The sequence below is a fragment of the Roseomonas gilardii genome (assembly GCF_001941945.1).
Taxonomy (GTDB): Bacteria; Pseudomonadota; Alphaproteobacteria; order Acetobacterales; family Acetobacteraceae; genus Roseomonas.
The window spans coordinates 267,767-282,436 of record NZ_CP015583.1 but is presented as its reverse complement, the minus strand read 5'-3'; the positions used below and the strand labels follow the sequence as shown (position 1 = coordinate 282,436).

Genomic DNA, 14,670 nt, shown 5'->3' with positions numbered 1-14,670 from the left:
CTCGCCCGGGGGCGCCACGCGCCCCCGGCCATGCGGCCCATTGGATCGCCGTCATGGGCGCCGGTGATTGGCGCGGGCCGGACAGGGAGCCTAACCTATCCCGCAGCGCCGTTGCCCGCCCCCCCGTGTCCGGATTCCGTGCCCGGAGTCCCGGCCCTGGCACGGGTCATGCTGCGGCCGCCTGCCCGATCGCGCGATCCCGGCCCTGCCTGCCGGTGGTCGCCTCGTCCTGGAGTGACATATGCCCGATACGATCGACACCGCCGCGCTGGACCGGATCTTCCGCACCGCCCGCTCGCAGAACAAGTGGCAGGACCGGCCCGTTTCCGAGGCGCAGCTGCGCAAGATCTACGATCTGCTGAAGCTGGGACCGACCGCCGGCAACAGCTCGCCCGCCCGCTTCGTCTTCGTCACCTCCCCGGAGGGCAAGGAGAAGCTGCGCCCAGCCCTTTCAAGCGGCAACCTGGAGAAGACGATGAGCGCCCCGGTCGTGGCTATCGCCGCCTATGACCTGGACTTCACCGAGCAGTTGCCGAAGCTCTTCCCGCACATGGATGCGCGCCCCTGGTATGCCGATCCCGAGGTGCGGCAGGTCAATGCCTTCCGCAACGGCAGCCTCCAGGCCGCCTACCTGATCGTGGCGGCGCGCGCCGTCGGGCTGGATGCGGGGCCGATGAGCGGCTTCAACAATGCCCTGGTGGACGAGGCCTTCTTCGCCGGCACGCGGATCAAGTCCAACATGCTGGTGAACCTGGGCTATGGCGACCCCGCCGGGGTTCGGGAGCGCCTGCCGCGCCTGAGCTTCGAGGAAGCCTGCCGCATCGCCTGAACGGGAATGGCCGGGGCCTCTGGCCGGAGGGGGGTATGCCTCCTTTTCCGGCCGGAGCCTTGGCACCCGGCCCCTGGGCCGGGGGGAACGGGGCGCGATTCCCTATGGCGGAACCGGACTTCCGGTCCCGCCGGGATCAGGCCGCGAGGCGCCCCGCGGCCGGGTCGAGGCGGTAGCCGCCGCCTTCGGTCAGCAGCAGGGAGGCGTTGGCCGGGTCCTGCTCGATCTTCTGGCGGAGGCGGTAGATATGGGTTTCCAGCGTGTGCGTGGTCACCGCCGCGTTGTAGCCCCAGACCTCGTTCAGCAGCACCTGCCGCGCCACCGGACGGCCGCCGGCGCGGTAGAGGAACTTCAGGATCGAGCATTCCTTCTCGGTCAGCCGGATGCGGCGGTTCTTCACCGTGTCCTGCAGCACCTTGGCGGCCGGGCGGAAGGTATAGGGGCCGACCACGAAGACGGCGTCCTCGCTGTTGTCGAAGACCCGGAGCTGGGCCCGGAGGCGGGCCAGCAACTCATTGATCCGGAAGGGCTTCGCGATATAGTCGTTCGCCCCCGCATCCAGGCCGCGCACCACGTCGGTCTCCGCGTCGGCACCGGTCAGCATGATGATGGGCACGCGCACCCCATCGCGCCGCAGCTTGGCGCAGAGGTCGCGGCCATTGCCATCCGGCAAGCCGATATCGAGCAGCACCGCGTCGTAACGCGCGCTGGGCTCCAGCAAGGCATGTTCCGCCTGCTCAGCCGTCCCGGCCTCATGCACCGCGAACTCCCCGTCGAGGGATAATTGTTCGCTCAGGGTGGCGCGGAGCGCCGGGTCATCATCCACGATCAGGACAGGCCGGGGGCCGGACATGCCATCCTCATTGTCGCAACTGTCAAGATTCCCAAGATGCTACAACCGCAGCGTTCCTGGATTGTGCCGACCGGGAACCGGCCATGCAAGACTTCGCCTCGCGATTTCGTGGCTATTGGAAGATTGGCAAGACTGCAAGCGCCGCCATTTTGACATCACCAGGGTCAGGCAGTGTCCATTCCGCCCCAGCCACCCCATCTTTCCCGTCCGAACGAACAAAGAGAAGCGACAGAATCCATGGATCCCCTGGCCCGGCCCGCACCGGGACGTCCCGATGACGCAGCGGAAAGCGGTGCCGAGACGGTCCTGCATGTCCAGGCCCTGCGAGGCGTCCACCGTGCCCTGGGGGAGCTCCGGCGCGGGACGCCGGTCCTGCTGCGTGGGCCGGACGGGGGCGGGCTGCTGGTGGGTGCGGCCGAGACGCTCTCGGGCCGGGGGCTGGCGGAATTCGCGTCCAGCCCGCGGCCGGAGGGAGGGGAGACGCCGGTCCTGCTGCTGGAGCCGACACGCGCCGCTGCCATCCTGGCCGCCGATCCCGGCTCCGGAGGCGGGCCGGTCGCCCTGCGGGCCTCGCCCGCCCTGCTGAACCCGACCACGCTCCGCCATCTCGCGGACCCGACGGCGGAGCGGCTGCTGCCGGTGGTGCCCGAGCCGGTGCCGGCCCCTCCCCTGGCCCGGGCCGCCCTGGCGCTGGCCAAGCTGGGGCGGCTGCTGCCCGCCCTGGTCGCCGCGCCCCGCCTGGCTTTGCCGGAGGGACTCCTTGAGGTGCCGGCGGCGGATGTCATCGCCTATCCCGAGACGGCGGCCACCACCCTGGCCGCCGTGGCCGAGGCCCGCGTGCCGCTGGAGGATTCCGCCGAGACGCGGATCGTCGCCTTCCGTCCGGCCGATGGGGGGATCGAGCACCTCGCCATCCTGGTGGGCGAGCCGGAGGCCCTGGCGGCCCGTGGCGGGGCGCCGCTGGCGCGGGTGCACTCGGAATGCTTCACCGGCGACCTGCTGGGCAGCCTGCGCTGCGACTGCGGCCCCCAGCTGCGTGGCGCCATCGCCCGCATGGCGGCGGAGGGCAGCGGCGTGCTGCTCTATCTGGCGCAGGAAGGGCGCGGCATCGGGCTGGTGAACAAGCTGCGCGCCTATGCGCTGCAGGATGGCGGGCTCGACACGCTCGATGCCAACCGGGCCCTGGGCTATGGCGCCGACGAGCGGAACTTCCTGGTCGCTGCGGAGATGCTGCGGGCGCTGCACATCCCACGCGTGCGGCTGCTGACCAACAATCCGGAGAAGATCGCCGGCCTCGCCGCCTGCGGCATCGAGGTGGTGGACCGGGTGCGGCATGCCTTCGTGGCCAATGGCGTCAATGACGGCTATCTGGAAACCAAGGCGCTGCGCTTCGGCCATCTGCTGAAGTAGCGGGCGCGACGAACCGATCTGAGGAATGCCCCTGACGTGATGGGCCTCGTCCTGCCGGATGGCCAGAACAGTGATCGAACCACCGGCCACCTGATCCTCGGCCGCGACCGCTGGTCCTGCGCCCTGGGCAAAGGCGGCATCCGTGCCGACAAGGCGGAGGGCGACGGCGCCACGCCGACCGGTCTCCTGCCGCTGCGCCGCGTCCTGTACCGCGCCGACCGGCTGCCCCCCCCGGCTTGCGCCGTGCCGGTGGAACCGATCGCGCCGCAAGATGGCTGGTGCGACGATCCGGGGCACCCGGACTACAACCGCGCCGTCACCCTGCCGCATCCGGCCCGGCACGAGGAGCTGTGGCGGCGGGACGGGCTGTACGACGTAGTCGGCGTGTTGGGCTGGAACGATGCCCCGGTGGTGCGGGGACGCGGCAGCGCGATCTTCCTGCATGTCGCCCGGCCGGGCCTGGCGCCCACCGAGGGCTGCGTCGCCCTGCCCCTGCCGGACCTGCTCTTCGTGCTGTCGAAGGGGCTGACCGGGATCGAGGTCCGCCCCGGCTGAGCCCGGTCCCGCCCCACTCCTCTTCGCTGCAGCCTCCGCCGGCCGGTTTCCGGGTGGCATGGCACGCCCCCGGAACGGGCGTTTGCACCGGGCCGGTTTCGGGGCCATTCAGGGGTCCGGCGCCCGCCACGGGCCCCGCCCCTTCAACAGCATGGCTTTTCGACCCCTTGGCTCTCCTGGCTGGCAAACGCCCATGGCCCGACGCCCCCGTGGGCTGAGCGAGTCCGACCGCCGGCTGTGGCGGGCCTGGGTCGCGATGCATCATGTCGCGGCGCTGCCCGGCCATGCGCCGCCGGCCGAACCCGCCCCGCCCCTATCCCGGCCGAGGAGCCCCCTGCCCTGCCGCCGCCCTCCCCGGCCCGGGCCGCGAAGCCGGCGCGTCCGGTCATGCCGGAGTTGCAGGTCGGCCAGCCCGGTCCGGGGCTGGACACGAAGCGCTGGAAGGAGCTGCGGAAAGGCCGCATCCGGCCCGAGCGGGTGCTGGACCTGCATGGGCGCCGGGTGCAGGACGCCCATGCCGCCGTGCTCTCCTTCATCCTGACGGCCCATGCCGACGACCTGCGCTGCGTCGCCATCGTCACCGGCAAGGGCTCCGGCGAAGGCGGTGTGCTGCGGCGGGAGCTGCCGCACTGGCTGAACCTGCCGCCGCTGCGGCCAGTGCTGCTCGGCATCGCCCATGCCCATGCCGCAAATACCGGGGCGGTGCACCTGCTGCTGCGGCGGCGGGAACGGGTGAAGTTGTCCCGATAGCGCGTCGTGGCTGGCGCTGGCGGTGTCTGGAACTCCCGGAAGGAAACCGTGTCCCCCACGAAAAACGCCCGCCGCATCGCTGCGGCGGGCGTCCGTTTTCCGGCGTGACGGGGGATTTGTCCCGTCAGCGGTTCACCAGCTTGGCCGGGACCATCAGCACGATGGCCGCGCCGAGCACCAGGAAGCCCGCCAGCACGTACATGCCCATGGCCGAGGACTGGGTCATGTCACGCAGCGTGCCGATCAGGTAGGGGCTGGCGAAGCCCGCCAGATTGGCCACCGAGTTGATGAAGGCGATGCCCGAGGCAGCCGCCGCGCCGGACAGGAAGGCGGTGGGCAGCGACCAGAAGAGCGGCGCGCAGGCCAGCACGCCCGCCGCGGCCATCGAGAGGAAGATGATCGCGATGGCGGTGCTGGACGCCGTCGCCGCGACGACGAAGCCCACGGCGCCCAGCAGGGCCGGGATCACCAGGTGCCAGCGGCGCTCACGTCGCGCATCGGCGCTGCGGCTGAAGACCACCATGGCGATGATGGCGCAGATGAAGGGGATGGCGCTGAGCAGGCCGATGTTGAAGTCGCCCGAGACGCCGGAGGCCTTCACCAGGGTCGGCATCCAGAAGGTCAGCCCGTACTGGCCCATGACGAAGCTGAAATAGATCAGGCACATCACCCAGACGCGCGGGTCGCGCAGCACGACGAAGACCGACTGGTGCTCGTCCTTGCCGCTGCTGTCGGCGGCGATGTTGCGGGCGAGGGTGTCCTTCTCGTCCTCGGCCAGCCACTTCGCGCTCTTCACGCCGTTGTCCAGATAGGCGATCAGGACGAGGCCCAGCACGACGGCCGGCACGGCCTCGATCAGGAACATCCACTGCCAGCCGCTCCAGCCCTTGATGCCGTCGAAGCTCTGCATGATCCAGCCGGAAAGCGGATTGCCGAAGATGCCGGCGGCCGGACTGCCCGCCTGGAAGATGGCGAACATCTTGCCGCGCCGGTTCGAGGGGAACCAGTAGGTGAGGTAGAGGATGACGCCCGGATAGAAGCCGGCCTCCGCCACGCCGAGCAGGAAGCGCAGCACGTAGAACTGCCAGGCATTCTCCACGAACATGAAGAGCGCAGAGAGGATGCCCCAGGTGATCATGATGCGCGCCATCCAGATGCGCGCGCCCACCCGGTGCAGGATGATGTTGCTCGGCACCTCGAAGAAGAAGTAGCCGAGGAAGAAGATGCCGGCGCCCAGGCCGAAGACGGTTTCGCTGAAGCCCAGCTCCTGCGACATCTGCAGCTTGGCGAAGCCGACATTGACGCGGTCCAGATAGGCCACGACGTAGCAGAGCATCAGCAGAGGCATGATGCGGAAGGCGACCTTGCGGTACAGGCCGTCCTCCGTCGCCGCCGGAGCAAGGCTCGCGGCGCCGGCATGTGCGCTCATTGGTCTTTCTCCAGATCGGCCGCGCCGGCACTGCCGGAACGCGGCGGATGGGGTTGTCAGTTGAAGGTGCGGAGAAGGTCCTCGACCTGCTCCACGGTCAGTTCCCTGGCTTCGCGGCCCTGCAGCAGCAGGGCGAGCTTGGCCGATTCCTCCAGCTCCTCGGCGGCATAGACCGCGTCGGTCAGCGTCTTGCCGGACACCACCGGCCCGTGATTGGCGAGCAGCACCGCGCGGGCCTCGCGGGCGGCTTCGTGGATGTCGCGCTCCATCGCCGCGTCGCCGGGGCGGTAGTAGCGGATCACCGGCAGCGTCCGGCCCACGCGCATGACGAAATAGGGCGTCAGCGGCGGGATTGGCGCCGTATCCTCCGGCCCGGCCAGGCAGCCGATGGCGGTGGCGTAGGTGGAGTGCAGATGCACCACCGCCCCCGCTTCCGGCCGCGCGGTCAGCACGGCGCGGTGCATGAAGACCTCCTTGGAAGGCTTGTCGCCGCCCACATGCTTCCAGTCCGGGTCGAGCTTGCTGATGCGATCCGCCTTCAGCCGGCCGAGGCAGGAGTTGGTCGGCGTCATCAGGTAGCCGTCGGGCAGGCGCACGCTGATGTTGCCGGCGCTGCCGACGGAATAGCCGCGTGCGAAGAGACTCGCGCCGAGTTCGACGAGAAGTTCACGCAGTTCGGACTCGGTCATGTTCGCATGTCCCTGCAGCAGAGGTCGGAGGTCAGCGGACGAATTCGTCCTTGTATTGTTGCACCACGGCGTCGAAATCGCCGTCGCGGGTGAAGCCGAGGGCGAGCGGGCGGCTCACCTCGAAATCGCCGGGCCAGGAGCACACGATGTCGATCACGCGCTGCTCCGGCTCCTCGGTCACCAGGGCGCGCGGGGCGGGGCCGCCGACGCGCTCCAGGCTTTCCAGCATCTGGCCGACGGTGACGCAGATGCCGGGCAGGTTCAGCACCCGCCAGCCGCCGATGCGCTCGCCCGGCACGGCCAGGGCATGGACGAGGTTGCTCACCACCACATCCGGGGAGGAAAGCCACATCTTCGTCTCCAGAGGCACCGGGCAGTTGGAGGCGATGCCGGCCAGGGGCTCGCGGATGATGCCGCTGGCGAAGGAGGAGGCGGCGGAGTTCGGCTTGCCCGGCCGCACCACGATGGTCGGCAGGCGGCAGACGCGGCCATCGACGAAGCCCTTGCGGGAATAGTCGTTGACCAGGATCTCGCCGATCGCCTTCTGCGCGCCGTAGGAGGAGGCGGGCATGGTCGCCATGACCTCCGGCACCACCGCCGGCATCTCCCCGCCGAAGACGGCGAGCGAGCTGGCGAAGACGAAGCGCGGCGTCTGGCCGGTGGCGCGGGCGGCCTCCAGCAGGGCGCGGGTGCCATCCACGTTCACCCGCATGCTGAGGTCGAAATCCTGCTCCGACTGGCCGCTCAGCACCGCCGCGAGGTGGTAGATGCCGACCGTCTCCGCCGTGACCAGCCCGCGCACGAAACCCGGGTCGGCGATGTCGCCGGTGACGGAGGAGACGCGCGCATCGTCCACCGGGCAGGGGGCGAGATCGACCGAGACGATGCGGTCGAAACCGGGCAGGCCTTCCTTCTTCCCGGCGCCGGCCAGGAGGGCGCGGATCACGCGGCTGCCGAGGAAGCCGGCGCCGCCGGTGACGATGATCTGCATGGACATGCTCCTATCCCTCCGTCCCCGGCACGGCGATGTGCAGGGCGAGGCCCCGGCGGATGATCGCGTCGCGCACATCCTCGGGCAGGTTGGAATCGGTGACGATGGCGGACAGCGCCTCAAGGGGCAGGGCGTTGAAGGTGCCGATGCGCCCGTACTTGCTGCTGTCCGTCACCAGGATGCTGCGGGAGGCGCTCTGCGCCACCGCCCGCTTGACCGCCACCTTGTTCTCCGACGGCGTGGAAACGCCGCGCAGGCCGAAGGAGGAGGTCGAGATGAAGGCGAGGTCGAAGTTGAAGCGGCGGATCGCCTCCGCGGCGGGGTCGCCGACACAGGACTGGTTCTCGCGCTCCACCTGCCCGCCGGTGTGGTAGAGGCGGCAATCCGCCTCCCGCATCAGGAAGGCGGCGATGACGAAGTCGTTGGTCACCACGGCGATGTCGCTGCGCCCGGCGAGGCCGCGGGCGATCTCCAGCGTCGTGGTACCGGCATCGAGGTAGAGGATGCCGCCGCGCGGGACGAAGTCCAGCGCCATGCGGCCGATGGCCACCTTGGCGGCATGGGCCATCACCGCCTTGCTGACATGCGACGGCTCGAAGGAGATGCGTTCCGGCAGGCGGATACCGCCCGCCACCGACATCACCTGGCCTTCCCGCTCCAGCTGCTGGATGTCGCGCCGCACGGTCATGTGCGAGACGTCCAGCAGCTCGGTCAGCTCGCTGATGCTCAGCACGCCACGCTCGGCGAGGCGGGCGAGGATCAGCTTCTGACGCTCGGCGGGGATCATGCCGGCCTCAGCGCGCCCCGGAGGCGGGCGTCTTGTAGGGGGCGAACCAGCCCAGCCCGGCGGTGGTCTCGCCGCGCGGGTTGTACTCGCAGCCCACCCAGCCCTGGTAGCCGACGCGGTCCAGCACGGCGAAGAGGTGCGGGTAGTTCAGCTCGCCCTCGTCCGGCTCGTGCCGCTCGGGCACCGAGGCGATCTGCACATGGGCGAACTTGCCGTCCATCTTCTCGATCAGCTTCGTCAGGTCGCCGTCCATGATCTGCGCATGGTACAGGTCGAACTGCACGGAGACGTTCGGCCGCCCGACGCGCTCCACCAGCGCCACCGCCTCCAGCTGATGCGCGATGAAGTAGCCGGGCATGTTGCGGCTGTTGATCGGCTCGACCAGCAGGGTGATCCCTTCCGGCGCCAGCATGTCGGCGGCGTAGCGGAAGTTCTCGACGAAGGCATTCTCGCAGGCCATACGGTCCATGCCTGCGGTGATGCCGGACATGCCGTGCAGCGTCCGGCAGCCCAGCGCCTTGGCATAGCGCAGCGCGATGGCGACGCTGTCGCGGAATTCCTGCTCGCGCCCCGGGATGGCGGCCATGCCGCGCTCGCCATTCGCCCAGTCGCCCGGCGGCATGTTGAACAGCGCCTGGGTCAGCCCGGCGGCCTTCAGCTTCTCCGCCACAACCTCCGGCGGGTGCTCGTAGGGGAAGAGGAACTCCACCGCCTGGAATCCCGCCTCGGCAGCCGCGGCGAAGCGGTCGAGGAAGGGAAGCTCGGTGAACATCATCGAGAGATTGGCAGCAAAACGCGGCATGTCGTCCGTCTCCTTACCCTGGCTCCTCGCCCTGGCCCTCAGGCCGCCAGGTCCTGTGCTTCGAAGAAGAAGCGCTCGCCTCCGAAATTCCCCGACTTCAGCGCCAGGGACAGCGGCTTCTCCACCGCCTTCACCCAGGGCACGCCCGGCGCGATCTGCGGGCCGATATGGAAGCCGCCGATGCCCAGCGACTGGGTGACGATGCCCGAGGTCTCGCCGCCCGCGACGATGAACTGGTCGAAGCCCGCCGCCTCCAGCTTCTGCGCCAGGGCGCCGAAGACGCGCTCCACCGCCTCGCTCGCCTCGGCGGCGCCGAAGCGGGCCTGGATCTCCTTCAGCCGCGCCGGCTCGGTGGTGGCATAGACCAGCGGGGCCCACTCGCCCCCCGGCTGCGCCAGCACCCAGTCCGCCAGCTCCTGCGCATAGGCCGCGGCATCGCCCAGGCTGCGCTCCACCTCGACGAAGAGCGACGGCGCGGCGGCGCGATAGGCGGCCACCTGGGCATTGGTCATCTGCGAGCAGGAGCCGGAGAGCACGATGGCGCGGCCCCTGGCTGGGCGGCCCTCGGCGGCGGCGCTGGCGGCGTCGCCTTCCGTCTTCCAGGCCCGCGCCATGCCGTCGGCGAGGCCGGAGCCGCCGGTGACCAGCTTCATCTCCGCCACGGCCTGGCCCATCACCACCAGATGCGCGTCGCTCAGCGCGTCCAGCACGGCGTAGCGGAAGCCCTTGGCCCGCAGCGCGGCCAGCGCCGCGCGCACGGCATCGGCCCCCTGGTCCATGACGGAACTGGGCACGTTGCCGGTCTTGCCGCGCGACTGCGCGTCCATCAGCCGCATCAGGTTGCTGTCGGTCATCGGCGTGACCGGATGGTGCCGCATGCCGGATTCCTCCAGCGGCACGCCGTTCACGAAGAGATAGCCGTTGTAGATGGTGCGCCCGTTCACCGGCAGGACCGGGCAGATCACCGTGAAATCCTCCCCCAGCGCATCGAGCAGCGCATCCGTCACCGGGCCGATATTGCCCTTGGGCGTGCTATCGAAGGTGGAGCAGTACTTGAAGAAGAACTGCGGGCAGCCGCGCGCCTGCAACCACTTCAGCGAGGCGAGGCTCTGCGACACCGCCTCCTCCACCGGGCAGGAGCGGGTCTTCAGGCTGATGACCACGGCATCGGCCTCGACCGCAAGATCCTCCGGCGGCACGCCGTTGAGCTGCACGGTGCGGAGCCCGTTGGCCACCAGGAAGCCGGCGATGTCGGTCGCGCCGGTGAAGTCGTCGGCGATCACGCCCAGACGCATGGAGCGCATCACTTGGTCTTCCCCGCCACGCCCGGCAGCTCGATGCCGGCGAAGGTCTTGATCACCGCCGCGTCGTCCTCGCGGCCATGGCCCGCGTTGCTGGCATTGGCGAACATTGTGTAGGCGGTGCTGGCCAGCGGCAGCGGGAAGCCCAGCGACAGCGCCGTTTCCGTCACCAGCCGCAGGTCCTTCACGAAGATGTCCACGGCGGAATGCGGCGTGTAGTCGCCATCGACCACATGCTTCATCCGGTTCTCGAACATCCAGCTGTTGCCGGCGGCGTTGGTCACCACCTCGTACATCGTGCCGAGGGGGATGCCCGCCTTGGCCGCCAGCGCCATCGCCTCGGCCCCCGCCGCGATATGCACGCCGGCGAGGAGCTGGTGGATGATCTTCACCGTGGCGCCCAGGCCGATCTCGTCGCCGATCTCATAGACCTTGCCCGCCACCGCATCGAGCACGGGGCGCAGCCGGTCGAAGGCCTGCTTCGGCCCGGAGGCCATCACCGTCATCTGCCCCGCCGCGGCCTTGGCGGCGCCGCCGGAGACCGGCGCGTCCAGCATCAGCAGGCCCATCGCCTCCAGCTCCGTGGCCAGGGCACGGGAATCGGCGGCGGAGATGGTGGCGGAGACCATGACGCCGGTGCCGGGGCGCAGCTTCCGCGCCAGCCCGTTCTCGCCCAGCAGCACGGCGCGGCACTGCGCGGCGTTCACCACCAGCAGCAGCACGGCATCCAGCTCCCCGGCGAAGGCGGCGGCATCCGGCCCCGCCGCCACGGCACCGGCCTCGGTCAGCGCCTGGCAGGCCGCCGGGTTCAGATCCGCGCCATAGGTCGCCAGCCCTGCGGCGAGGCAGGAGCGCGCCGCGCCCATGCCCATGGAGCCGAGGCCGACCACACAGACCCGATACCGGTTGTCGCTGCTCATCGGTCCTCCGATGTGAATTTCTGTTCGCTCGCTTGCGCGTGGTGGCGGTTATAGACCCGTTTCCAACGCTGTTAAGCGAGAAAAGCACAAAATTTCACATTCGAAGGCTAGATTTTTCACGCCCTGATGGGCAGTGGGCATGCCACCGCCTGTGGCGCGAGTGCCGGGGCGGTTCCTCCGGGCCATTCTTGCTCCCCCGGCGGCACCAGCCACCCGTGGGGCCCACAAACGAAAACCGGGAGGAAGCCCGTGGCCTCCTCCCGGCGGAAACGGTGCCGCGTGGCTCAGGCGGCTTCGTAGGCGATGGTTTCCTTGCCGGAATCGCCCACCACCAGGAAGACGGTGGCGTCGCTGAAGTCGTCGTTGCGGAAGTAGTGCGGCCGGCCGGCGGGGGTCTTCACCACGTCGAGCGGGCCGAGCTTCGATTCCACGACCTTGCCGTCATCGCCGACCCAGCCAACGGTGACGCAGCCTTCGAGCACGAGATAGGCGTCCTCGACATCGCGCACATAGGGCTTCACGCCGACGCCACGGGGGATGCCCAGCATCTCCTTGCGCGCGGTGGTGGACTGCACGCCGCCCTCGCCGACATAGATCTTGCGGAAGAAGCCGGCCTTCTCCGCGATCACCGGCTGCTGGGTGAAGCGGATGACATGGTGCGCCATGAGCTGCTGCAGCGGGTGCGTGCCCTCGGTGGACAGCATCTCCGTCTGGCCCGGCTTGGCGCCGAAAGCGCGGGCGAGCGCGGCGTCGGTGTCCTTGGGATGATAGACATAGCGCGGCGGCTGCGGCTTGCCGACATCCACGCTGATGCTCATCAGCACGGGCTTCACGCCCTCGTTGCGGAAGCCATGCGGCACGTCGCGGGCGTTCAGGATCATGTCCTTCGGGCCGAGCTTGACCTCGACCACCTGCCCGTCCTGCTCCCAGCCCACGGTCAGCACGCCGTCGATGATGAGGAAGCTCTCCTCGATCTCATGCGCGTGGCAGGCCGCGTACTTGCCCGGCTCCTTGTGGATCAGGCTCAGCGTGAAGTTGTCGGCCTTCATGGTGGAGGTGTCGCCGACCTTGGGCGAGCCGCCGGCGCCGATATAGCGCATCTGCGCGCGGGAGAGTTCCGGGAAGCCGCGGTTGGAGGGGAAGGCGTCCCAGTCGAAGGCCTTCTGCGCGTGGCGGCCGATATGGCGCTGCAGGTCCGCTTCCAGCGAGACCGCGGCGGGCGGGGCGATGACGTTCATCCGGAACTCCTTCCTTGCGGGTGCGGCCGTGCCGTCCGGAAACCGGTGTAGTCAGGATTCTGTTTGCCTGCTATACATTGTTTTATGGGTAAACAAATTTCCTGTGCGGAGGCGCCCCCGGTGGCGGCGGGCGGAGAGGCGGATGACCGCTATCTCGTGCCCGGCCTGGTGCGCGGGCTGCAGGCGCTGCAGGCCTTCACGCCCGAACGGCGCCGCATGACGCTGGTGGAGATCGGCGCGGCGCTGGGCATCACCCGCTCCGCCGCCTACCGGCTGGTCTATACGCTCGACCAGCTTGGCTTCCTGGTGCACGACCCGCAGACGCGCACCTACGCGCTGGGGCCGGCCGTGCTGCGGCTGGGCTATGGCTACATCGCCTCGCGCGATCTGCTGGAGGTCGCCGCGCCGCATCTGGAGGCGCTGCGCGACCGCACGCAGTGGTCCGCCCATCTGGGCGTGCTGGAGGGGCGCGACGTCGTCTATCTGATGCGGATGCCGACGCGGCGCGCCGTGTCCTCGGTGGTGCAGGTCGGCTCGCGCCTGCCGGCGCATGCCACCGGCATGGGGCGGGTGCTGCTGGCGGGGCTGGAGGATGCGGCGATCGAGGCGCTGTACCGCGACGCCAGGCTGGAATCCTATAGCGGCCGCACGCCGACCACCCCACCCGCGCTGCTGAAGCAGGCACGGCTCGACCGCGCCTCCGGCACCGTCACCAATGTCGCGGGCTACGAGGCCGGGGTGACGAGCATCGCGGCGCCGGTCCGCGACGTCTCGGGCCGCGTGGTGGCGGCGATCAACATCTCCACCGTCGCGCTGCTGGTGACGGAGGCGGAGCTGCGCGGCCCCCTGGCGCAGGAGGTCGCGGCCAGCGCCGCCGCCATTTCCCGGGCCCTGGGCCATGCGCCAACGGACGCCGCGCCCCGGCCCCGCAAGGCGGGTGGCTGACGCCGCCGCGCCATCCCCGACGAGCCCCGGCCGGGGCTCGTCGGCCAGGGCCCGGAAAGCCGGGGGCGGGGCCGTTAACCCCCGCTTCCGGTCCGGCCAGAAGGAACCCCGCGGCAAGCGGGCCGGAACGCCGGTCACACGTCCCAACAACGATCCTGCACGGGAGTCTCCCATGTTCCACCGCGTCCCAGGCCGCCGCGCATTGCTCGGCGCCACCGCCGCCCTCGCTGCCACGGGGCTGCGCCCGGCCCGCGCCGCCTCCTGGCCCACGCGCCAGGTCACCATCGTCGCGCCCTTCACCCCCGGCGGCCCGGTGGACGTGCTGGCGCGCGTCGTGGCGCAGGGGCTGCAGGCGGGCAGCGGCCAGAACACGGTGGTGGACAACCGCGTGGGCGCGCAGGGCAATATCGGCATCGACGCGGTGCGCCGCGCGGCGCCCGACGGGCACACGCTGCTGCTGGTGCCGGCGGGCAACCTGACCATCAACCCCACGCTGATGCGCGACCTGCCCTTCGACGTGGAGCGGGATTTCCTGCCGCTGAACCTGCTGGCCACGGCGCCGAACGTCATCGTCTGCGACCCGCGCCTGCCGGTGCGCAACCTCCAGGATCTGCTCACCTATGCGAAGACGCAGAAGGATGGCGTGACCTATGCCAGCCCGGGCTTCGGCAGCCAGCTTCACCTGGCGGGCGAGTTGCTGGCGCAGAGGACCGGCATTCCCATGCTGCACGTGCCCTACAAGGGCTCCAGCCAGGCGGCGACGGATGTGATGTCGGGGCAGGTGCAGCTTCTCTTCACCAACCTGCCGGCGGTGCTGGAGGCGGTGCGCGACGGCCAGCTCCGTGCCCTGGCCCTCACCACGGCGCAGCGCACCCCGGTGATGCCGGATATCCCGACGCTGGGCGAGTTGGGCGTGGAGGGCTTCGACATCACCTCCTGGTACGGGCTTCTGGCCCCGCGCGCCGTGCCGGCCGCCCTGGCGGAGGAGATCCACGGCACGGTCGCGCGCATCCTGCACGAGCCGCGGACGAGCACCGCGCTCGCCGCCCAGGGCCTCAGCCTTTCCGATGAATCCATGGCGGATTTCGCCACCCGCATCCGCACGGAAACCGCTGTCTGGGCCAAGGTGATCCGCGAGCGGAAGATCGAGCCGCAGCTCTGAGGCCGGTTG

The 14,670-nt window shown here is 70.0% G+C and carries 15 protein-coding genes; 6 read left to right on the top strand and 9 right to left on the bottom strand.

Going from position 1 to position 14,670, the window contains the following annotated elements; genetic code table 11:
- The first annotated feature begins 241 nt into the window (after window positions 1–241).
- Complete coding sequence (locus RGI145_RS01280; RefSeq protein ID WP_075796906.1) at window positions 242–829, top strand: malonic semialdehyde reductase; 588 nt, start codon at window positions 242–244, stop codon at window positions 827–829.
- Between the two features lie 136 nt (window positions 830–965).
- On the opposite strand, the gene RGI145_RS01275 is transcribed toward RGI145_RS01280, so the two are convergent.
- A complete protein-coding gene (locus RGI145_RS01275; RefSeq protein ID WP_027280785.1) occupies window positions 966–1,682 on the bottom strand; it encodes a response regulator transcription factor in 717 nt (238 codons plus the stop codon).
- A gap of 237 nt (window positions 1,683–1,919) precedes the next feature.
- On the opposite strand from RGI145_RS01275, the gene ribA reads away from it, so the two are divergent.
- From ribA to RGI145_RS01260, 3 genes are all read left to right on the top strand, one after another.
- The gene (gene ribA / locus RGI145_RS01270; protein WP_083670258.1) at window positions 1,920–3,092 is read left to right on the top strand and encodes a GTP cyclohydrolase II; all 1,173 of its coding nucleotides are present in this window, start codon (window positions 1,920–1,922) and stop codon (window positions 3,090–3,092) included.
- A gap of 39 nt (window positions 3,093–3,131) precedes the next feature.
- Entirely contained in the window at window positions 3,132–3,647 is a 516-nt protein-coding gene (locus tag RGI145_RS01265) for a L,D-transpeptidase family protein (RefSeq protein WP_208863958.1), read from the top strand.
- Window positions 3,648–4,034: 387 nt separating this feature from the next.
- Window positions 4,035–4,397, top strand: coding sequence for a Smr/MutS family protein (locus tag RGI145_RS01260; RefSeq protein WP_237183160.1), 363 nt, complete (start codon window positions 4,035–4,037; stop codon window positions 4,395–4,397).
- Between the two features lie 124 nt (window positions 4,398–4,521).
- Here RGI145_RS01260 and RGI145_RS01255 read toward each other — a convergent pair whose 3' ends face one another.
- The 8 genes from RGI145_RS01255 to RGI145_RS01220 form a co-directional block, all read right to left on the bottom strand.
- Window positions 4,522–5,826, bottom strand: a complete 1,305-nt coding sequence (locus RGI145_RS01255; protein WP_075796905.1) for an MFS transporter — start codon at window positions 5,824–5,826, stop codon at window positions 4,522–4,524.
- Between the two features lie 56 nt (window positions 5,827–5,882).
- On the bottom strand, window positions 5,883–6,515 hold the full coding sequence (gene otnC, locus RGI145_RS01250) for a 3-oxo-tetronate 4-phosphate decarboxylase (RefSeq protein ID WP_075796904.1): 633 nt from the start codon (window positions 6,513–6,515) through the stop codon (window positions 5,883–5,885).
- Window positions 6,516–6,546: 31 nt separating this feature from the next.
- The gene (denD, locus tag RGI145_RS01245) at window positions 6,547–7,512 is read right to left on the bottom strand and encodes a D-erythronate dehydrogenase (protein WP_083670256.1); all 966 of its coding nucleotides are present in this window, start codon (window positions 7,510–7,512) and stop codon (window positions 6,547–6,549) included.
- 4 nt (window positions 7,513–7,516) lie between these two features.
- Window positions 7,517–8,293, bottom strand: coding sequence for a DeoR/GlpR family DNA-binding transcription regulator (locus tag RGI145_RS01240; protein ID WP_075796903.1), 777 nt, complete (start codon window positions 8,291–8,293; stop codon window positions 7,517–7,519).
- Window positions 8,294–8,300: 7 nt separating this feature from the next.
- A complete protein-coding gene (gene otnI / locus RGI145_RS01235; RefSeq protein ID WP_075796902.1) occupies window positions 8,301–9,095 on the bottom strand; it encodes a 2-oxo-tetronate isomerase in 795 nt (264 codons plus the stop codon).
- A 38-nt stretch (window positions 9,096–9,133) separates the two neighbouring features.
- The gene (gene otnK / locus RGI145_RS01230; RefSeq protein WP_269466555.1) at window positions 9,134–10,399 is read right to left on the bottom strand and encodes a 3-oxo-tetronate kinase; all 1,266 of its coding nucleotides are present in this window, start codon (window positions 10,397–10,399) and stop codon (window positions 9,134–9,136) included.
- Window positions 10,399–11,316, bottom strand: a complete 918-nt coding sequence (ltnD, locus tag RGI145_RS01225) for an L-threonate dehydrogenase (RefSeq protein ID WP_075796901.1) — start codon at window positions 11,314–11,316, stop codon at window positions 10,399–10,401. Before ltnD ends, otnK begins: the two co-directional genes overlap by 1 nt.
- 284 nt (window positions 11,317–11,600) lie before the next feature.
- Window positions 11,601–12,554: a cupin domain-containing protein gene (locus RGI145_RS01220; RefSeq protein WP_075796900.1), complete on the bottom strand. Its 954-nt coding sequence runs from the start codon at window positions 12,552–12,554 to the stop codon at window positions 11,601–11,603.
- A 120-nt stretch (window positions 12,555–12,674) separates the two neighbouring features.
- On the opposite strand from RGI145_RS01220, the gene RGI145_RS01215 reads away from it, so the two are divergent.
- Both RGI145_RS01215 and RGI145_RS01210 read left to right on the top strand, forming a co-directional pair.
- Window positions 12,675–13,499 (top strand): IclR family transcriptional regulator, encoded by an 825-nt coding sequence (locus RGI145_RS01215; RefSeq protein WP_237183159.1) that lies wholly within the window; start codon window positions 12,675–12,677, stop codon window positions 13,497–13,499.
- 172 nt (window positions 13,500–13,671) lie between these two features.
- Window positions 13,672–14,661 carry a Bug family tripartite tricarboxylate transporter substrate binding protein gene (locus RGI145_RS01210; RefSeq protein ID WP_075796898.1) on the top strand — a complete coding sequence of 330 codons (990 nt, stop codon included), beginning with the start codon at window positions 13,672–13,674 and terminating at the stop codon, window positions 14,659–14,661.
- Window positions 14,662–14,670 lie beyond the last annotated feature (9 nt).